General features: G+C 57.3%; 16 protein-coding genes. 9 read left to right on the top strand and 7 right to left on the bottom strand.

The window, feature by feature from the left end:
- Positions 1-117: 117 nt before the first annotated feature.
- Positions 118-1,185, top strand: coding sequence for an MBL fold metallo-hydrolase (locus tag KGFNPO_RS17020; protein WP_472632409.1), 1,068 nt, complete (start codon positions 118-120; stop codon positions 1,183-1,185).
- A gap of 163 nt (positions 1,186-1,348) precedes the next feature.
- On the opposite strand, the gene KGFNPO_RS17015 is transcribed toward KGFNPO_RS17020, so the two are convergent.
- Entirely contained in the window at positions 1,349-2,149 is an 801-nt protein-coding gene (locus KGFNPO_RS17015; RefSeq protein WP_472632408.1) for a helical backbone metal receptor, read from the bottom strand.
- Positions 2,139-2,951, bottom strand: a complete 813-nt coding sequence (locus tag KGFNPO_RS17010) for an SDR family oxidoreductase (RefSeq protein ID WP_472632407.1) — start codon at positions 2,949-2,951, stop codon at positions 2,139-2,141. Before KGFNPO_RS17010 ends, KGFNPO_RS17015 begins: the two co-directional genes overlap by 11 nt.
- A 401-nt stretch (positions 2,952-3,352) precedes the next feature.
- Here KGFNPO_RS17010 and KGFNPO_RS17005 point away from each other — a divergent pair, with 401 nt between their 5' ends.
- Together KGFNPO_RS17005 and KGFNPO_RS17000 are read left to right on the top strand one after the other, a co-directional pair.
- The gene (locus tag KGFNPO_RS17005) at positions 3,353-6,217 is read left to right on the top strand and encodes an adenosylcobalamin-dependent ribonucleoside-diphosphate reductase (protein ID WP_472632406.1); all 2,865 of its coding nucleotides are present in this window, start codon (positions 3,353-3,355) and stop codon (positions 6,215-6,217) included.
- Positions 6,218-6,527: 310 nt separating this feature from the next.
- A complete protein-coding gene (locus KGFNPO_RS17000) occupies positions 6,528-7,058 on the top strand; it encodes a hypothetical protein (RefSeq protein ID WP_472632405.1) in 531 nt (176 codons plus the stop codon).
- 341 nt (positions 7,059-7,399) lie between these two features.
- On the opposite strand, the gene KGFNPO_RS16995 is transcribed toward KGFNPO_RS17000, so the two are convergent.
- The 3 genes from KGFNPO_RS16995 to KGFNPO_RS16985 form a co-directional block, all read right to left on the bottom strand.
- Positions 7,400-8,560: a cytochrome P450 gene (locus KGFNPO_RS16995; RefSeq protein WP_472632404.1), complete on the bottom strand. Its 1,161-nt coding sequence runs from the start codon at positions 8,558-8,560 to the stop codon at positions 7,400-7,402.
- Positions 8,561-9,008: 448 nt separating this feature from the next.
- Positions 9,009-10,208, bottom strand: a complete 1,200-nt coding sequence (locus KGFNPO_RS16990) for an AAA family ATPase (RefSeq protein WP_472634522.1) — start codon at positions 10,206-10,208, stop codon at positions 9,009-9,011.
- Between the two features lie 127 nt (positions 10,209-10,335).
- On the bottom strand, positions 10,336-10,974 hold the full coding sequence (locus KGFNPO_RS16985) for an MlaC/ttg2D family ABC transporter substrate-binding protein (RefSeq protein WP_472632403.1): 639 nt from the start codon (positions 10,972-10,974) through the stop codon (positions 10,336-10,338).
- A 338-nt stretch (positions 10,975-11,312) separates the two neighbouring features.
- On the opposite strand from KGFNPO_RS16985, the gene KGFNPO_RS16980 reads away from it, so the two are divergent.
- The 3 genes from KGFNPO_RS16980 (at position 11,313) to KGFNPO_RS16970 (ending at position 15,216) form a co-directional block, all read left to right on the top strand.
- The gene (locus KGFNPO_RS16980) at positions 11,313-11,654 is read left to right on the top strand and encodes a YnfA family protein (protein ID WP_472634521.1); all 342 of its coding nucleotides are present in this window, start codon (positions 11,313-11,315) and stop codon (positions 11,652-11,654) included.
- A 134-nt stretch (positions 11,655-11,788) separates the two neighbouring features.
- Entirely contained in the window at positions 11,789-13,504 is a 1,716-nt protein-coding gene (locus KGFNPO_RS16975) for a cation:proton antiporter domain-containing protein (RefSeq protein WP_472632402.1), read from the top strand.
- A 398-nt stretch (positions 13,505-13,902) separates the two neighbouring features.
- The gene (locus tag KGFNPO_RS16970) at positions 13,903-15,216 is read left to right on the top strand and encodes a purine-cytosine permease family protein (protein ID WP_472632401.1); all 1,314 of its coding nucleotides are present in this window, start codon (positions 13,903-13,905) and stop codon (positions 15,214-15,216) included.
- A gap of 139 nt (positions 15,217-15,355) precedes the next feature.
- Here KGFNPO_RS16970 and thiD read toward each other — a convergent pair whose 3' ends face one another.
- Together thiD and thiM are read right to left on the bottom strand one after the other, a co-directional pair.
- Complete coding sequence (gene thiD / locus KGFNPO_RS16965) at positions 15,356-16,237, bottom strand: bifunctional hydroxymethylpyrimidine kinase/phosphomethylpyrimidine kinase (protein WP_472632400.1); 882 nt, start codon at positions 16,235-16,237, stop codon at positions 15,356-15,358.
- Positions 16,238-16,279: 42 nt separating this feature from the next.
- Positions 16,280-17,131 (bottom strand): hydroxyethylthiazole kinase, encoded by an 852-nt coding sequence (gene thiM, locus KGFNPO_RS16960; RefSeq protein WP_472632399.1) that lies wholly within the window; start codon positions 17,129-17,131, stop codon positions 16,280-16,282.
- 201 nt (positions 17,132-17,332) lie between these two features.
- Between thiM and KGFNPO_RS16955 the strand changes: the two genes are divergently transcribed.
- From KGFNPO_RS16955 to KGFNPO_RS16945, 3 genes are all read left to right on the top strand, one after another.
- Positions 17,333-17,962, top strand: coding sequence for a 2OG-Fe(II) oxygenase (locus KGFNPO_RS16955; protein WP_472632398.1), 630 nt, complete (start codon positions 17,333-17,335; stop codon positions 17,960-17,962).
- A gap of 78 nt (positions 17,963-18,040) precedes the next feature.
- Positions 18,041-18,511 carry a type II RES/Xre toxin-antitoxin system antitoxin gene (gene parS, locus KGFNPO_RS16950; RefSeq protein ID WP_472632397.1) on the top strand — a complete coding sequence of 157 codons (471 nt, stop codon included), beginning with the start codon at positions 18,041-18,043 and terminating at the stop codon, positions 18,509-18,511.
- Positions 18,508-18,969 carry an RES family NAD+ phosphorylase gene (locus KGFNPO_RS16945; protein ID WP_472632396.1) on the top strand — a complete coding sequence of 154 codons (462 nt, stop codon included), beginning with the start codon at positions 18,508-18,510 and terminating at the stop codon, positions 18,967-18,969. The genes parS and KGFNPO_RS16945 overlap by 4 nt, the downstream gene beginning before the upstream one ends.
- The last annotated feature ends 1 nt before the right edge of the window (position 18,970 follow it).

The raw sequence follows: 18,970 nt of genomic DNA, 5'->3' as shown, positions 1-18,970 counted from the left end.
TTCGTAGGATGGGTGCAACCCATCGCCCATCGAACTTACATGATGGGTTGCACCCATCCTACGGCAGTGCGTAACATCAGTTAACAGACAAATCCCACCAACAAGGAAAACCCCGCTATGAATGCTCTGGAAGCACAACTCGATTATCCGTTCGGCGACAGCTTGCCGGCCTCCGGTGCATTGTTTGAAGTCGCGCCGGGCTTGCACTGGCTGCGCATGGGCTTGCCGTTCGCGCTGAATCACATCAACCTGTGGCTGCTGGAGGATACATTCCGGGGCGAAACCGGCTGGACCATCGTCGATTGCGGCATCTCCAACGACGCCACCCGCGCCAACTGGGAAGCGATCTTCGCCACCCATCTGCGCGGTTTGCCGGTGCTGCGGGTGATCGCCACCCACTGCCATCCGGATCACGTCGGCCTGGCCGACTGGCTGTGCAGCCGCTGGGATGCGCCGCTCTGGATGACGGCCGGCGAATACAGCTTTGCGCGCATGATGTCGGCGGCGCTGCCGGGCGTGGATGGCACCGCGATGCTGCCGCACTTCCAGCAGCACGGCTTGATCGACCCGGTAATGCTGGAAACCTTGCAGGGGCGCAAGAGTTATTACCCGACGCTGGTGCCGTCGGTGCCCGCCGCTTACCACCGCTTGCAGGAAGGCCAGAACGTGCGCATCGGCAAGCGCGATTGGCGCGTAATTACCGGCTTCGGCCATTCGCCCGAACATGCAGCGCTGGCTTGTGTCGAGGATGCGCTGCTGATTGCCGGCGACATGGTGTTGCCGCGGATATCAACCAATGTCTCGGTGTTTGCGGTCGAGCCGGAATCCAATCCGGTGCAGCAGTATCTGGATTCATTGCAGAAGTATTTAACACTGCCAACCGACACGCTGGTGCTGCCAAGCCACGGCAAACCTTTTCGCGGCCTGGCGACCCGCATTGCGCAGTTGAGCGAGCATCACCAAGCCCGTTTGGCCGAAGTGCTGGACGCCTGCATCAAGCCGAAATCCGCCGCCGATATCGTGCCGATCATGTTCCAGCGCCCGCTCGATTCGCATCAGTTGAGCTTCGCGCTGGGCGAGGCGCTGGCGCATTTGCATTTGCTGTGGTTCGACGGCAGCCTGCAACGCACGGTTGGGGATGATGGGATTTTCCGGTTCCAGGCTGTGACTGGCAAAGCGCTTTGAACCTGTATTTATACTAGACACGGTATAAATTGACGCCGCAATGAATATATGCGGAAATGGCAGTGTTTTTAGGCATACCCCTATATTTGAAACGTAGGTCGGAAAAGCGCAGCGCCTTCCGACAATCAAGACGCAACGTCGGAAGGCGCTGCGCTTTTCCGACCTACAGTTCTGCCAGCGTTTTCAGATAGCGCAAGCCGGCAATCGCCCGGCTGCCGTACCACGATAGCATTTCGCCATCGACCAGTTGCACCGGCTTGCCGATCTGGCGCTCCAGTGCATCGACATGCGCTGCTGTAAAACGGTACGGCTCGGTCGATAGCAGCACCGTGTCAATCGCATCAAGCACGGCAGGCGTCCATTCGAAGACGGGATAGCGGACTGGAACTTGCCCAGTCTGTGGCGCTTGCCACACCTGCCAGCCGATTTGCGCCAGCATGTTGGCGATATAAGTCTCTTTCGACACCGTCATCCACGGGTCTTTCCAGATGCAGTACAGCACGGTGCGCGCATCTTGGCTTGGCCGCGCCGCCAGTTCAGCATATGCATGCTCGAATGCGCGGCACAGACAATCGGCCTGCGAGGCAGCGCCGAAAATGCCGCCCAGCAACCGGTACAACTCCAGATTGTCGCGCGGCGTTTGCGGGTGCGTGACGATCACGTGCGGGATGAAGGCGGACAGCGCCTCGACCGTCGGCTTTTCGTTTTCATCGATGTTGACGATCAGATGCGTCGGCTTCAGTGCACGGATTTTTTCAAGATTGACATCTTTGGTGCCGCCGATTTTTGGAATGGTGCGCAGCAGATCTTTCGGGTGGATGCAAAACCCGGTGCGCCCGACGATCCGGTGCGCTAGGCCGAGGTCGCATAACAGTTCGGTGATCGACGGCACCAGACTGACGATGCGCGGTGGTGACTCTGGTGTAATTGCCACATGCACCCGTCCCACCGCATCAATCAGCATGACCAACTCCGGTTGAATTGCTGGCACGCGCCTTGTGCGGCGCCCTGGCGAAAATCCAGTCATATAGCCAGTTCGGCATCAGCCGCAGCAGTTTGGCCGCCACGCCCATTTGCCATGGAAGGACCCGATAGCTGGCGCCGGCGTCAATCACCGTCCGCGCCGCCGCCGCAAAATTGGCCGCCGGCATCAGGAACGGCATCCGGTAGTGGTTGGCCTGGGTCATCCGGGTATCGATATAGCCGGGCGAAATGGTCACGACCCGGATTCCGCTCGGCTGCAGCTCCAGCCGCAGCGATTCGCAATAGCTGATCACGGCCGCCTTCGATGCGCTGTATGCTTCCGCGCCCGGCAAACCGCGGATGCCGGCCACGCTGCCGATCCCGACCAGCCGGCAAGCGCGCCGGCCCGACTGCGCCTGCCGCCGCATGCCGGCGATGAACGGCGCGAAGGTGGCAACCGTCGCGTTCAGATTGACCGCCATGATGCGCTCGAATATGGCGAAATCCTCCGCGTACTCGGTCAGCGTGCCTTGCGAGATGCCGGCGCTGGCGATCACGATCTCGACCCCGGCTGTGTTCGCGTAGACGATGAAATCCTGCGCCGCCGCAGCCAAGGCCGCATGGTCGGTCACATCCAGCGCATAGCTGCGATGCCGTTGCGGGTTGGGCAGGCTGGCAATCAGCTGCGCCAGCGCCGGCCCGCGCCGGGCGACCAAGCCCAGCACCGCGCCCTGCGCCGCATATTCGAGCGCCAGCGCAGCCCCGATGCCGCTCGATGCACCGGTGATGAAGACATGTGTCATGACAATTCCTTGAAAATACAGGGTGTGTAATTTTGGCAAATAGTAGCGCACCGCCTGCTGTTGCGTTGCGGACCAGCGCCGCTGGATGACGGGAAAATTTGGTAAACTGGCGCTTGTACCGGCCTGTGCGGGCGTAAACGGAATTTCCGCCATACCACTACATCTAGTAGTGATTATAAAATTTTCACTGTATGTGTTGTTTAGGTTGCCGAAGCTGCTTAAATTGGGGGATAATACGCCCCACCGAAACCCGCATCGCAGGCGTTTTCAGAGATTGAAAACCGGTCGCAACAAATACCTTATTCCAATCGCACTCATCGCATCTGGACGCATCGCCAACACCACATTACCGAATTCAGATTAACGTCCGGCGCAGTGTCGCCGGCACCAAGGAGTCAAGCATGCAAAAACTGGAAAACACCGCCATCGCGCTGGCCGAGCCACAAGTCATTTCCACCGAAGTGTTGATAGAAAAATACGCCAAGGGCGGCGAAACCAGCATCGATGAAGTCCGCGCGCGCGTGGCGAAGGCGCTGGCGCAAGTCGAGGAAGGCAAGCAGCGCAAGAGACACGCCGATGAATTCCTGTGGGCAATGCAGCATGGCTTCATCCCGGCCGGGCGCGTCAACAGCGCCGCCGGCACCGACTTGCAAAGCACGCTGATCAATTGCTTCGTGCAGCCGGTCGGCGACTCTATCACCGAGCGCGTCGGCGGCAAGCCCGGCATTTATACTGCGCTGGCGCAGGCGGCCGAAACCATGCGGCGCGGCGGCGGCGTCGGCTACAATTTTTCCGCGATCCGGCCCAAGGGCGCGCTAGTCAAAGGCACCGGCAGCAGCGCGTCCGGTCCAATTTCCTACATGAAAGTATTTGACCGCTCGTGCGAAACGGTGGAATCGGCCGGCGCCCGTCGCGGCGCGCAAATGGCGGTGGTCAACGTGACCCATCCGGACGTGCTCGACTTCATTACCGTCAAGCAAGAACGCGGCCAGCTGAACAACTTCAACGTCTCGGTCGGCGTCACCGACGCCTTCATGCAAGCGGTGGAGGCCGATTTGCCATTCGAACTGACTCACGCCAACGAGCCGAATGCCGAACTCAAGCACAACGGCGCTTATCTGCGCGCCGACGGCTTATGGGTATATCGCACCGTGCAGGCGCGTGAAGTGTGGGATTTGATCATGCAAAGCACCTACGCCGCGGCCGAGCCGGGCGTGCTGTACATGGACCGCATCAATGCTGAAAACAATCTGTCGTATTGCGAAACCATTGAAGCCACCAACCCGTGCGGCGAACAACCGCTGCCGGATTACGGTTGCTGCTGCCTGGGCAGCCTGAATCTGACCGCCTACGTGACCGCGCCGTTCACGCCCGAGGCGGCGTTCGATTTCGCCCTGATGGCACGCGTGACCAAAGTCGCGGTGCGCATGCTCGACAACGTCCTGATCGCCACCAAGTGGCCGCTGGAAGAACAGGCGAAAGAAGCCGAAGCCAAGCGCCGCCTGGGCCTGGGCTTTACCGGCTTGGGCGACGCCCTGATCATGCTGGGCCTGCGCTACGACTCCGAACAAGGGCGCGCACTGTCCGCCGACATCGCCCGCGAAATGCGCGACGCCGCTTATTTTGGCTCGGTCGATCTGGCCAAGGAACGCGGCCCATTTCCGCTGCTGGAAGCCGACAAATATCTGCAGGGCGGCTTCGCTGCGCGCCTGCCCGACGCACTCAAGGAAGCGATCCGCACCCACGGCATCCGCAACTCGCATCTGACTTCGATTGCGCCGACCGGCACCATTTCGCTGGCGTTTGCCGACAATGCGTCGAACGGCATCGAGCCAGCGTTCTCGTGGTTTTACAACCGCATGAAGCGCATGGCCGACGGTTCCAAAAAAGATTACACAGTGGAAGACCACGCGTACCGGATGTATCGCGCGCTCGGCCACGATGTCGATCAACTGCCGCCGGCGTTCATCTCGGCGCTGGAAATTTCCGCCACCGACCACATGCTGATGGTGGCCGAAGTCGCGCCCTACGTCGATGCCGCGATTTCGAAGACCGTCAACGTGCCGGCCGATTATCCGTATGTCGAGTTCAAGAATCTGTACATGGAAGCCTGGCGCAAGGGTCTCAAAGGCATCACCACTTATCGTCCCAACAGCGTGCTGGGCGCGGTATTGTCGGTTCCTGCTGCGGCCACTGCCACCACGGCGGAAGTCAGCACGCCGCAGCCGATCACGCTGTCGGAACAAGACAAACGGCTGGTGCTGACCGAAGTCGCCATGTCGCCGCCGCTGGCGTCGCTGCGCTGGCCATCGCGTCCGGGTTTGCCGGCTGGCACTTCCGGTTGGGTCAGCGCCACCATCCGTTCTCCGCAAGGCGATTTCGCGGTGGCGGTGTCGGACCAGGCCGATGTGCCGTTTGAAGTCTGGGTGCTGGGCGGCCAACCGCCGCGCGGCCTGGATGCAATCGCCAAAACCCTGTCGACCGACATGCGCGCTAATGATCGCGGCTGGCTGCGCAAGAAACTCTCGGTGCTCACGCATGCTTACGGCGAAGGCTTCCAGATGCCGATGCCGCCGAACGGTGCCATGGCGCAAGTGCCCAGCACCACCGCCGCGCTGGCCCAACTGCTGGAATGGCGCTACAACCAATTAGGCGCGCTCGACGCCAGGCCCGGCGATCCTAGTCCGGTGCTGAATGCACTGTTCGCGCCGCACGAGCCGAAGACCGGCACCGACGGCACGCTGGCCTGGGTGGCTGACGTCAGGAATCCATCCACCGAAGACGATTTCGTGTTGATGCTGAAAGAATTGCAAATGCCGGACGGCACCCGACGTCCATACAGCATGTGGTTGACCGGCGCCTACCCGCGCGCACTGGATGGCTTATGCAAACTACTCAGCCTCGACATGCGGGTAATCGATCCGGCCTGGATTGGCATGAAGCTGCGCAAGCTGCTCAACTACGCGGAGCCACGCGGCGACTTCCTGGCGCGCATCCCCGGCAACGAAAAGCAAGCCAGCTATCCGTCCACAGTAGCCTACGTCGCGCAACTGGTAATCCACCGCTACGCAATGCTAGGCATCCTGACCGAAGCCGGCACCCCGGTCAACGCAATGGGCGTAGTCACCGACGAACCAACCCACCAGCCGAAAGTCAGCACCACAATGGCCGGCCGGTTGTGCGCCGAATGCGGCAATAGCACCGTGATCAAGAAGGATGGCTGTGATTTTTGTACGGCTTGCGGGGCTATTGGGAGTTGTGGTTGAGTGCGGGTTACGCCATGAGCTGCTTGTAAATGAAACAAACCTCGGCGAGAGATCGCCGGAGTTTTGTTTTAGGACTTGATAAAAAGTGAGATACGGTGTCGCGCGATCAATGACTAGTCATAACAATCAAAGTGCAAGGGAATAACGTGTCAGATAACAAAAAACAGGGCAATACACCAACACAAACACCGAATAAGCAGCAACCTAATCCCGAACATAAAAGGGGCGGGATTTTTGACTCAATAAACGAGTCGTTCGTCTCACAAAAAGTCCCAATAACCACTTCGCCGAAGCAGCCCCCTGATAAAAAATGACAGACTTAACGGGGGAAAATAGTTATCTCTGGGACAAGAGGCACGAGGTTATATACAAAACTGAACTTTCAGCCCTGTATCACCTTAAACGCGAGAGATTCTTCGATTTTTTTGATAAATTTTCCAAGGCAGTATCTCTTATTGGTGGATCTGCTGCGATTTGGAAAATTAGTGATCCTGCGATGGTTGTTCGCATTGCGGTATTTATCACCGTTTCATCGTCCTTTTCGTTGGTACTTTCTTTTTCAGATCGGTCGAGGCGCCATGCTGAATTCGCGCGCAACTACCGAAAATTAACTGCTGAAATTTATAGGAAAGGCGACCGCGGTTTTGTAGAGGACGACATTAATCAATGGATGGCTCAGGCATGTGAGATTGAATGTAGTGAACCGCTTTCCCTTTCCGCACTAATTATCATATGTCAGAATGAACTAGCAATTGCCAAGGGTGAAAAGGACAAAGTTCATCCCCTACCATTCTGGGCTCGCTGGTTTGCTCAATTTTTTGACATGCCACAAAAAGGGTAACCTGCTGTGGATGTGGTTCAAATGCCGTAAGGCGCAATTAGTAGGGTGCAATAAGCGCAGCGCATTGCACCGCATGTGCCTACGCATACCTACAAGTGTATTTTTTGATGCCGCATGTGATACATGCGGAAAAGTACCTGTTTTAAGTGATACTCCCCTGTTTTATAAAACCAGAAAGGCTGGACAGCGCAACTCGTAATCTCTGCGCCGTCAGCATGCGGTGCAATGCGCTACGCTTATTGCACCCTACGGTTGGGCGTTACGGTCTGGATACAGCGCGCTAGCTTGGGCTAGCGCTGCATCAGCCCAACATTCAATCTGCCGGTCGTGATCGGATTGCCTTAAATTGTCTTGATCCGCAGTGGCAGTGCAGAAAACCCGCTGGCGGGATAAACCGCTCTTACCACTTCCTTGCCCGGCAGCAGTGCAATCAGGCTGGTACCTTTCAGCAGTTCTTCCATGATAATGCGCAGTTCCAGCCGGGCCAGAGGGGCACCCGGGCAAACGTGGATGCCGGCACCGTACAGCAGGTTTTGCGCCGGATCGCGGTCGAGCCGGAATGCATCGGGGTTGCCAAAGACCGCTTCGTCCCGGTTGGCCGACGCCCAGATGACGGTTATCCGTTCGCCAGCGGCTAGCTGGTGGCCGCCGATCTCCACCGGCCTGGTGGTTACCCGGCGGTTGGCGATAAGCGGGGCATGTATCCGCAATATTTCATCAATTGCAGCGGGCAATAACGACGTTTGTTGCCGCAATTGCTGCTGAAGTTCAGGATGCTCGGCCAGATAGTGGGCCAGAATGCCGACGCAGGCAGCCATGGTGGCCAGTTCTCCTACCGTCCAGTTGCGCAAGATGCTGACAATTTCATCATCGCCAAGTAGCCTGTCGCCTATCCGCTCCCGCAGCAGGCTGGTGGTAATGTCGTCGGGGGCATCGGAGCCGGCCTCGCGGCGCACGGTTAGCAAGTCCTTGATATAGCCGTCAAATTCAAGAGCAACTTCGTCCATCGCTATTTTGTCTCTGGCCAGCGTGGCTTCATGGTTCTTGCGGGTCCATTCGCGCAGCGGCTCGTGCATGGCCGCCGGCCAGCCCAGAAAGGCCGATTGGAGCTGCAGCGCAAAGTCCTGGGCCAGCGCTGCCATCAGCTCGGTTTCGCCGTCTGCGGGCAGGCTGAGTACCAGATTGACCGCGATATCCCGACACCGCGGTGCGAACGCGTCCATCCGCTGCGGGCTGAAATACGGCTCGATAAGGCGCCGGTAGTCGGTGTGCTGTGGCGGATCCATGCCATTGGGCACGGAAAGATGCGTGGAAGCGGCACTGCTGAAAGTCTGGTGGTCGTTCAGCACGCGCAGCACATCGTCATGCCGGAACAAGGACCAGTGCAGATAATCGCTGTGTGCCACTGGGCAGCGTTGGCGCATGGCATCGTAGGCGGCGATCTGGTCGTCAAGTACCGCGTCAGACCGGGGTTCCCAATCAGGCTTCAGCTCGTCATTCATAATGTATCTTCATGTGATATATATTCGCATACTTTAAAGCGTAACGGGTTTGGACGATGTCTGCCGATGGCGGTAAAGCACGCTTTTTGAATTTCATGAATATTTCGCTCGGCTTCAAGCGTTGTGCGCAGGCGGTGCCGAAACCGCCCCAATAAACTGCCGTGGTGGCAAGACCGTAAGGTGCAAAGGCCGTAAAGCGCAATTCGTAGGGTGCAATAAGCGCAGCGCATTGCACCGTATATTTTTACGTATACCTACAAGTGTATTTTTTAATACCGCATGTGATACATGCGGAAAAATGCCTGTTTTAAGCGATACTCCACCTTTTTTATAAAACCATGAAGGCTGGACAGCGTAATTCATCCTCTCTGCGCTATCAGCATGCTGCGCTACGGTTGGATGCTATGGTCTTGATACAGCGCGGTAGAAACTATGCACAAAAGGGTCTTCATGCAACCCCATTTTTCCAATCGTCTCCGGGCATGATCCGCTTCATGAACTCGTCGAACAGTGGCACGGTGAACGCTGTGTCGCCATGGGTTGGGCTCCAAATCATGCCTTTCAGGATCAGATTGCTACGCGTCGGGCCAAATGATTGGACGGATCGTCCGAGTTGATCTGCAATATCGCCTGATCTGTGCGGGCCTTGTCCTAGTTCAGCCATGGCACGCAGATATTTCTTCTCGCCTGGAGTGAGCCGGTCGAAGCGAACGCGGAAAAAACTCTCATCGAGAGCGGCAACGGCTTCTTGCGAAGCGTCGGCAACATCCTGCTCCGTGATCGGGCTCCGTTGCGCAATATCCCAAGCGTGTTTTCCCCATTCCTGCAAAAAATACGGATAGCCCTGGGTTTTCGCGACGATGAGATCGACAGCTTCATCTAGTACTTCAACCTCTTCTTTTTCTGCGGGTTTGACGATCGCTTCCTTGGCATCGGTTTTGTTCAACGGCCCAATCTCTGGGAAGTCGAAAAGCCTCTCTGCATAGGATTTGGCTTCGCCCATTCGGCCTCTGAGTTGCGGCAGGCCTGCCCCTACAACAGTGACGGGAAGTTGGCTTTGCGCGCAACGGTGAAGGGCTGAAATCAGGGCCGCCATCTGTGCTTCCGGGACATACTGAAGCTCGTCTATAAAAATAACTAAAACGGTTTTAGCTTCCCGTGCAGCGATGCCAACCTGCTCAAGCAACGCCGTCAGATCGCCTTCGAGATATCCGTTGTCGGCTAAGCCAGGTTCAGACTCGTAATCCAGGCCAACTTCAATGTCGTTGTAGGTGACTTTCAGTTTGCTCGCAAAGCCTGCCAGAGCTCTAAGGCCTCTGATCGCATGATCCTTTGCGGCGTCGATTCGGCTCAGGCGGAGTAGGGCGAGTCGAAGCTGCGGCGCAAGAAGTGCGGGAAGCGAACGCCCCTCAGGGGCTTCGATCCGGATGGTATGGATGCCATTTTTTTCTGCATCGTTTCGCATTTGATCAAGCAGCACGGTCTTTCCGACACCGCGCAGGCCAATCATCATTACGCTCTTGGTTTGCTTGCCGTGCCGCAGTCGTTCGACGCATACCCTGACGCGCTCTCTTATAGCACTGCGACCAGCAAGTTCAGGAGGCGGGCTACCCGCACCAGGTGCATAAGGGTTCAGAATAGGGTCCATGTTTATACCAAAGTTACGAAGTTTATGTATTTTACATAACTTTGCTAAACTCTGTACATTTCCGATTCTGTCGGTGCGATCACTGTTTTTTGCAGCAACCTTCAGCAGCTCGGAACATGCGCGACGCTCAACTTGGTTTTGAAGCTTTCCCAGCACTCTCCGCCAGCTTTTTGTTCTTGTCTGAGAGAACCTTGATCAAACCATCGATGCCGCTTTTGCTGATTTCGGCGGTAAAGCTGCTTTTGTAAGTTTCTACCAGCCAGGCACCCAGAATATTGATGTCATAAATTTTCCAGCCGTCCGCCAGTTTTTCAAGGCGATAGTTGAGCGGCATTGACTCGCCGCGCGGCTGCGCCACCGTAGACCGGACTTCCACGTTGGCCGGATCGGCGCGCATCGGCTTAAACGTGACTTTTTGATCCTTGATTTGCGAAATCGCGCCGGAGTAGGTGTAGACCAGCAGCGCGCGGAATTCGCTCGTCAGTTGTTTTTGTTGTTCCGGCGTTGCCTGGTTCCAATCGGGGCCGCAGGCCAGGGCGGTCATGTGCTGGAAATCGACATGCGGCAAAATCTTGGCTTCCACCAAGTCGCGCACCCGTTTTTGGTTGCCGGCCTGAATTTCCTGGTCCGCCTTGGCCAGATCCAGCACTTCCTGACTGATCCGTTTGACCAGCGCATCCGGTGCTTCCTGTGCCGCGGCGTGTTGGGCGAATGCCAGGCTGCCGAGCGTCAGAATAAGCGCCAAAATTCTTCTTAAGATGTTCATAGGTTCCTCGTGGTGGTCGAAAATTAAGACTGCTCCATTGGATGTCAAATTTGACTTTATCACGATCGAAGATCGATTATTTGGCAGCTTGAAGCTTTCTTGCGTCATTCGCGTGGCACCGCAAACTGCGGCGCCCTTATCGGCAGCGCGGCGAATTTGGGCTTTGCGCCCGGAAAACCGCTATTTTTGTCCGTAATATAATCAAGCACTTGGGATAGTCTTCAACCATTTCTGCGCCAACCTCTGGCGTCCTGGGCGTTTTATAGCGGCTGATGCGTGCATGACGATGGCAACTTATGACACCGTCCAATTTTTCTGAAGTCCAGCGGGGGATGATTATGGAGTGGAGCGGCTTGGCACGAACCTTCGGGCTTTTTTTCGCTACCGCCGTGGCTGAACTTGTGGGCTGTTACTTGCCGCTGCTCTGGTTGACGGGCAAAGGCGGCGTTTGGCTACTCTTGCCGGCGGCACTCAGCCTGATGGTTTTCGTTTGGCTGCTTACCTTGCATCCAGCGGCGAGCGGCAGAATTTATGCCACTTATGGCGCGGTTTATATTGCTACCGCTTTGCTGTGGCTGTGGACGGTCGATGGCATCACGCCGACCTGGAGCGACGTGGTCGGCGTGATTCTGGCTTTATGCGGCGCTGGCGTTATCGCGCTTGGGCAACGGTCCGTTTGATGTGCTGAAAGGTGTGCAGGCCTCCGTGCCGGCATGCAGGCACGGAGGCCTGCACACCTAACTACTAATATCCCAATGTTCTCGTTTTGTATCGGCGAGAAAAAACCATCACAACAAAAAGGAGAATTTCCCATATGCCGCATGAAATCACTCTTATTACTACAGTCGCCGCAGCACTCAGCTTCGGACTTATTTTCGGTCTCATCGCGGTACGCCTGAAGCTGCCTGCGCTGGTCGGTTATCTTGCCGCTGGCATTTTGATCGGTCCTGCGACGCCGGGCTTTGTCGCCGATGTGGCGCTGGCAGGGCAGTTGGCGGAGATCGGCGTCATGCTGCTGATGTTTGGCGTGGGTTTGCATTTTTCGCTCAATGACTTGCTGGACGTGCGTCGCATCGCCTTGCCCGGCGCAATATTTCAGATTGCCGTGGCGACGGCAATGGGCATGGGCATCGCGCATTTGTGGGGCTGGAGCATGGGCGCCGGCCTGGTTTTTGGCGTGACGTTATCGGTTGCCAGTACCGTGGTGCTTTTGCGTGCATTGGAAGATAAGGGAATTCTGGATTCCATCAACGGCCGCATTGCGGTCGGTTGGCTGGTGGTCGAAGACTTGGTAACGGTGCTGGTGCTGGTGCTTTTGCCGGCGCTTTCTGGCTGGCTGGGCGGCACCGAAGTGCAAGCGGGCGGCAATATATGGAAGACGCTTGCGATCACGCTGGGACAGGTGGCAGGTTTTGTGGTGTTCATGCTGGTGGTGGGGCGCAGGCTATTCCCCTGGTTGCTGTGGCGCGTCGCCCGCACCGGCTCGCGCGAATTGTTCACCCTGTGCGTGATTGCCACCGCGGTCGGGATTGCCTATGGCTCGACGATGGTATTCGGCGTTTCGTTCGCGCTGGGGGCATTTTTCGCCGGCATGGTGCTGCGGGAATCGGAGTTAAGTCACCGCGCCGCGCAAGAATCATTGCCTTTGCGGGATGCGTTCGCGGTGCTGTTCTTCGTGTCGGTGGGGATGCTGTTCGATCCGAAGGTATTGATGGAGAGTCCGCTGCATGTGCTGGCGGTGGTGGCGGTGATTATCCTGGGGAAATCGCTGGCGGCTTTTGTGCTGGTCTTGCTGCTTCGGTATCCGCTCAATACGGCATTGACTGTGTCGGCCAGCCTGGCGCAAATCGGCGAGTTTTCTTTCATTCTGGCGGCGCTGGGGATTACTCTGGAGTTGCTGCCGCAGGAAGCGCAAAGCTTTATCGTGGCCGGAGCGATTATTTCCATCGGCCTGAATCCGCTGGTTTTCAAGGCGATTAAGCCGCTACAAAACTGGATACATTCCAAACCCGCGCTGGCCCGCATGCTGGAGCGCCCGGATGACCCGCTGGCCGGGTTGCCGACGACGGTCGAACAGGATAAGTTGACCGGGCAAGTGGTGCTGGTCGGATATGGCCGCGTCGGACGGCGCATTGCCGAGGTGTTGACCGAGCGCGGGATTCATTACGTGGTGGCGGAACAAAATCGGGAATTGGTGGAGCAACTGCGCAAGCGCGGCATATCGGCGGTTGCCGGCAATGCGGCGGAACCGGCAGTGCTGATCCAGGCGCATATTGCCCGCGCGTCGATGTTGGTAGTGGCAACGCCCGACACCTTCCACGTGCGCGCCATGATTGAAACGGCCCGAGCGCTGAATCCGTCGATTCAGACCGTGGTGCGTACCCATAGCGAAAGCGAAGCCGTTCTGCTGCGGCAGGAAAAGGTAGGCAAAGTGTTCTTGGGCGAGCATGAACTGGCGATTGGGATGACGCGCCATATATTGGAAAATCTTGAGCAGCAGCATACGCACACGCACACGCACACGCATTAGTCGGTGTGGCGGTGGGCGCGGGGCTGGTATAGCAGTTCCTGTAGGTGCGAATTTATTCGCAACAGCTCGCATGGAATCGTTAAAAGTGCGAATAAATTCGCACCTACGCCGTTGTTGTTTCAACGTTTAAAGGCCTGATTTTGAACAGAGTATCTACATACCTGCACCATTTCACTCTTAGTTAATATGCGGACTGAAGAGTTGTCTGTTTTTAAAAACAGTGGGGTATATGCATAAACGATGCTATTTGCGCATATGTTTGTTGCCTCTTGAAAAATACACCTTGTTAATTACTTAAAATGGCGATTCCTCCCGCAGCTGCGGGAGGAATCGCCGTAATTGCCGGCCGCGGTAACAGGCTGCCAGGCGATATCACCCGCGAAAGATGAAAGATAACAATGGCTTTGAATACTACCCCGCACGCGTCATCCAGCCCTACGCCTGCCAACCCTGCCTTAATACCGATCCCGCTGTCCGAAAGAGTGTTCGGCTTTCGCGAGCACGCGTCCTTGTGGTTTAGCTTGGGCGTGGGCCTGCTGGTGATGCAGGTCGGCGCGTATCTGGTGCCGGCGATGGGCACCCAAAGTGCGCTGCTGGCGATTGTCATCGGCTCGCTGCTGGGCGCTGGACTGCTCGGCTGGGTGGCCTTGATTGGCTGCGAACGCGGGCTGTCCAGCCCGGCCTTGATGCACCAGACTCTGGGCAGCGCGTTTGCCAAACTTCCGGTCATTTTGAATATCGTGCAACTGATCGGCTGGACCGCTTTCGAGCTGGTCATCATGCGCGACAGCAGCACCGCGCTGATCAAGGAAATTACCGGCATCCAGGCGGCTTGGGTGCCGGTGCTGACCTCGATTTTCTGGGGACTGTTGCTGGTCGGCCTGGCCAATGGCTCGATGATTGGTCTGGTGCGCCGCTTTGTCGGGCGTTTCGGCTTGCCGTTGGTGGTTTTGTCGCTGCTCTGGCTGAGCTATCAGTTCGGGATGCGGGCGCACAGCCAGGGTTTGGCAGTGCTCTGGAACAAAGCCGGCGACGGCTCGATGAGCACCATCGCCGCGATTGATCTGGTGATGGCGATGCCGGTTTCGTGGCTGCCGCTGGTGGCCGACTTTGCCCGTTACGGCAAAACCGGGGCGGCCACCGTGCGCGGCACCTGGATCGGCTATGCGATTGCGAATATCTGGTGCTACGCGCTGGGCGTGCTGGTGATCAGCACTACCGCGCCCGGCGTGGAATTGGTCGGCGCGTTATTGCTGGCGCAGGGCGGACTGGTGGCGTTGGGTTTGATCCTGATTGATGAAATGGACAATGCGTATGGCGATGTGTATTCGGGCGCGGTGTCGTTGAATTTTATCGGCGGTCATTTCAGCGTCAAAACCTGGGGCATCACGATGGCGCTGGTAGCAACCGCTTGCGCCATCGTGTTGCCGATGCATAGCCTGGAGCCTTTTCTGCTGGTGCTGAGTTCGATCTTTGTGCCGTTGTTCGGCGTGGTGATTTCGCAACTGAGCATGCAGGGCCGCGCCACGCAGCACAGTATTAATACGGTTCCAGTGCTGATCTGGCTGCTCGGCATTGCAGCGTTTCATGCCGCGCCGCGCCTGGTGCCGGAGATCGGTTCGGCGCTGCCGAGCCTGGCGCTGACGTTGTTGCTGGGGACGCTGTACCGATTCTCGCAACGGCGTAGGGTGGGTGCAACCCACGCCGTTTGATCCTGCAAAAACGGTGGGTTACACCCACCCTACGCTGCCATAGTATATTTATATAACGCAATTAATATATGCGGTAAATGCCATGTAAATGGCAATACTCCTTGTTTTTTAGTGACGTAGGGTGGGTGCAACCCACCATTCAAGCGGCTGGCGTGATCAGCAGTTTTTGCATTTGCACCGGTGCAAATGCGTGATTCAACGGTCCGTGGCCGTGGCCGGTGCTTACATCGGCTCCCTGCATAATCGCCTGATATACATAGCTGCGTGCCAGTTGCACTGCTTCGTTCAGATCGTGGCCGAGGGCCAGATAACAGGCGATGGCGGAAGACAGCGTGCAACCGGTGCCGTGCGTATTGCGGCTTCTAATGCGCGCATTCGCCATGCGTAATAGCGGCTGCCCCGATTGCAGCAAGATATCCACCACTTCGTCGCCGCGCAGGTGGCCGCCTTTTAACAATACGGCGGGCGCTCCTAATTGCATCAAATCGTGCGCGGCGTCAGCAAGCTGCGCCTCGACTTCCAGCGCCCGTCCCAGCAACAGCGCGGCTTCATCCAGATTGGGCGTGACTACTGTCACCAGAGGAAACAATTCCGCCACCAGCACGGCAATGGTTTCCTGGACAATCAAGCGGTCGCCGCTGCTGGCAACCATCACCGGATCGAGCACAACCAGCGGCCAGCGATAACGTTCGATCGCTTGCGCCACGACTCTGACCACTTTCGGATCGTGCAGCATGCCGATCTTGACCGCATCGACGCCGATATCACTGACCACCGCATCGATTTGCTGCGCCAGCATGTCGGCCGGCACTGCGTGAATCGCCACCACCCCGCAAGTATTTTGCGCGGTGATGGCGGTGATGGCGGTCATCCCAAAACACCCGAGCGCCGAAAATGTCTTCAGGTCAGCCTGGATGCCGGCGCCGCCGCTACTGTCCGAGCCGGCAATGCTGAGTACGCGTGGATATTGAAACGGTAGCGGGTGCACGATGCGTTGGTCGGAGCTGGATTGTTGGGTCACGTCAGTAGTCCTCAGTAGGTAATGCGAGATGGCAAGCTTGGATCAGCCATGCACGGTTAATTTCAGACGCGACAGGAAAGTTGCGCGGTCGATCAGCTGCAAGCCATCGAGCAATTTGATTTGCAGCGAACCCACGCCGCCGTGCGCCTGGATCACTTGCTCTGCGGCCCATTCGCCCACAACGCCGAGATACGCCATGGCAGCCGCAGTGGCGCGCCAAGGATTGGGCTGGACCGCCGCAAAAGCGCCGATCATTGCTGTGGCAGAACATCCGACGCCGGTTATTTTGGTCATCCACACATGGCCGTTGGATAAAGTCAGCCAGCGGCCTTGATGGTCCACCACATGATCGTCGGCACCCGAGACGCACACCACGCCGCGCATCGATGCGGCCAGATTGCGCGCAGCCGTTAGCGCCGCGTCCGAAGAGGCCGAACTATCCACGCCTCTGGTGGCGGCCGATAAACCAGCCACGCTCATGATTTCAGACGCATTGCCGCGAATCACGGTCAAACCGCCGGCCGTCATCAACTCTTGCAGCGCGCGATTCCGGTACCCGGTGGCGCCCGCTCCCACCGGGTCCAGCACCACAGGGATGCCGCGTGCATTGGCTTTCTGCTGCGCCAGCAGCATCGACCTGATCCAGGCCGGCTCCAGCGTGCCGATATTCAACACCAGCGCTTGCGCAATGCCGGCCATCTCGGCCACTTCCTCATGCGCATGCGCCATCACCGGCGACGCCCCCAGCGCCAGCAGAACATTGGCGTTGTAGTTCATCACCACAAAATTGGTAATGCTGTGCACCAGCGGCGCGTGGGCGCGCACCGCTTCGACGTCGGCCCACAGGTTTTCGGCTGTAAGGGTTGATATGGTCGGTGTGGTCGGTGTGCTCATGTCAGATATCTCAAGGCAGGATGAAGGTTTTTCCTTATGTCTTCTGCGCGCATTGCCGCAGCCGGAGAAAAAAGATTATCGCATTGCGTCCGCAAATCAGAAAGTTGTCGGAAGGTTGTCCGAATGCATGTCAAGCTGCCTGCAATTTTGCGGCTTACAATCTGGCGTATTAAAAAACTCAGGCTGAATAGGCTAAATATTATGCTGTACGACAATACATTGCTGTTGCAGATTGCCGACGACCTGGTCGAACAGGGCTGGTCGCAACAAGACGTTTTTCTGCCGCCGGAACTGGCGCTGGAACTGGCCAGCGAATGCCGTGCGCGGGCGGCGCACGGGGATTTGACGCCGGCCGGGATCGGTCATGGCGCTGCGATGGCGGTTCAGGAAGGCATCCGCGGCGACCGGATTCAATGGCTGGAGGTCGGACAGTCGGCCGCCTGCGACCACTATTTGCAGATCATGGAAACGGTGCGTGTGGAGCTCAATCGGACTCTGTATCTGGGGCTGGAGGATTACGAATGTCACTTCGCCCTGTATCCGCCCGGCGCTTTCTATCAGAAGCATCTGGACCGTTTTCACGATGACGATTGCCGCACGGTATCGGTGATCGTCTATCTCAATGATGCGTGGTTGCCGGAACAGGGCGGTGCCTTGCGTTTGTATCCGGTGCAACAATCCGAGCGGGGCGCGCAAAATTCGCAGGATATCGCGCCGCTGGCGAATCGCCTGGCGCTATTTTTATCCGCCGACATGCCGCACGAAGTGTTGCCCACGACCCGCGAACGATTGTCGCTTACCGGCTGGTTCAAACGGCGCGCGCGAGTGTGAGCCGGAGCCGGGTCCACCCTAAAACCACTTGCTACTTGCACCATTTGGCGTATTCTTAATATCCAAATGGAGGTAATTATGTTAATTGCAAAAAAAAATGTTGAAAGGGGGAGCCGCTCTAACGCAAAGCGGACTACCCCGGAGATGTTCAATCAAATTGTGTCTGGAGCGCCCCTTGCCGGTTTCGCGGCCGTCAAGTCGATTCGGGATGGATATCCGGCGCGGATATTGAAATCTGCCAGCAGCTTTTTTGGTGTTTCGGATACCCGCATTCAGTCCATTGCGCGCGTGCCTGCATCGACTGCAAACCGACTCGAAAACAACGAAGCCAAAATCGATTCTGCAGCAACCGAGCGCGTTTATCGAATGGGGACGGTAACGCGCATCGCGATCGACGTCTTCGAGAACGAATCGTCTGCCATCGACTGGATGCGCCAGCCGAATAAGGCACTCGGCAATATGGCGCCGCTGGACCTGATGGATACCGAACCGGGCGCCGTGTCGGTGCGCCAAGTGCTTAATGCTATCGCGACAGGGGGCGCCGTTTGAGGCTTTGGCGCATCACGACGCGACAGTGGGCGCTCGATATGCTATGCGACGGCGCCCGGCTGTATGGCGGACGTTGGAACCCGATTGGTACTCCCGCGATGTATGCCGGCACTACCATTGAAATTTGCGCGTTGGAAAAGTTTGTGCACTTGGCAGGGGTGGTACATCCACCCATGGTGCTGGTTTCCATCGACGTGCCTGACGACGAAGATTTGTTCGTTCGGCCTCCGCTAACAGATCTTCCGAAAGACTGGTTTGACTTGCCGGCCTCGGCCAGTGCCCAAGAATTCTGCCGTAAATGGCTGCATTCGGCAAGCCAGTTGGTCATGCTGGTGCCATCGGCAATTATTCCGGAATCGACGAATGCCGTCATTAATCCGGCGCATCCGGCATATCGATCTGTGAAGCTTGATATCGTGCGCGAATTCACATTCGACGCACGCATGTGCAAGTCATAGC

The sequence above is a fragment of the Gelidimonas diazotrophica genome (genome assembly GCF_055694025.1).
Note: the sequence above shows the minus strand (reverse complement) of the source record. Positions and strands in the feature narration are given on the sequence as shown.

Excerpts from the sequence above, each read along its gene's own strand:
- KGFNPO_RS17020 (WP_472632409.1), top strand. The coding sequence starts at position 118 with ATGAATGCTCTGGAAGCACAACTCGATTATCCGTTCGGCGACAGCTTG.
- KGFNPO_RS17015 (WP_472632408.1), bottom strand. The coding sequence starts at position 2,149 with ATGCTGATTGATGCGGTGGGACGGGTGCATGTGGCAATTACACCAGAG.
- KGFNPO_RS17010 (WP_472632407.1), bottom strand. The coding sequence starts at position 2,951 with ATGACACATGTCTTCATCACCGGTGCATCGAGCGGCATCGGGGCTGCG.
- KGFNPO_RS17005 (WP_472632406.1), top strand. The coding sequence starts at position 3,353 with ATGCAAAAACTGGAAAACACCGCCATCGCGCTGGCCGAGCCACAAGTC.
- KGFNPO_RS17000 (WP_472632405.1), top strand. The coding sequence starts at position 6,528 with ATGACAGACTTAACGGGGGAAAATAGTTATCTCTGGGACAAGAGGCAC.
- KGFNPO_RS16995 (WP_472632404.1), bottom strand. The coding sequence starts at position 8,560 with ATGAATGACGAGCTGAAGCCTGATTGGGAACCCCGGTCTGACGCGGTA.
- KGFNPO_RS16990 (WP_472634522.1), bottom strand. The coding sequence starts at position 10,208 with ATGGACCCTATTCTGAACCCTTATGCACCTGGTGCGGGTAGCCCGCCT.
- KGFNPO_RS16985 (WP_472632403.1), bottom strand. The coding sequence starts at position 10,974 with ATGAACATCTTAAGAAGAATTTTGGCGCTTATTCTGACGCTCGGCAGC.
- KGFNPO_RS16980 (WP_472634521.1), top strand. The coding sequence starts at position 11,313 with ATGGAGTGGAGCGGCTTGGCACGAACCTTCGGGCTTTTTTTCGCTACC.
- KGFNPO_RS16975 (WP_472632402.1), top strand. The coding sequence starts at position 11,789 with ATGCCGCATGAAATCACTCTTATTACTACAGTCGCCGCAGCACTCAGC.
- KGFNPO_RS16970 (WP_472632401.1), top strand. The coding sequence starts at position 13,903 with ATGGCTTTGAATACTACCCCGCACGCGTCATCCAGCCCTACGCCTGCC.
- thiM (WP_472632399.1), bottom strand. The coding sequence starts at position 17,131 with ATGAGCACACCGACCACACCGACCATATCAACCCTTACAGCCGAAAAC.
- KGFNPO_RS16955 (WP_472632398.1), top strand. The coding sequence starts at position 17,333 with ATGCTGTACGACAATACATTGCTGTTGCAGATTGCCGACGACCTGGTC.
- parS (WP_472632397.1), top strand. The coding sequence starts at position 18,041 with ATGTTAATTGCAAAAAAAAATGTTGAAAGGGGGAGCCGCTCTAACGCA.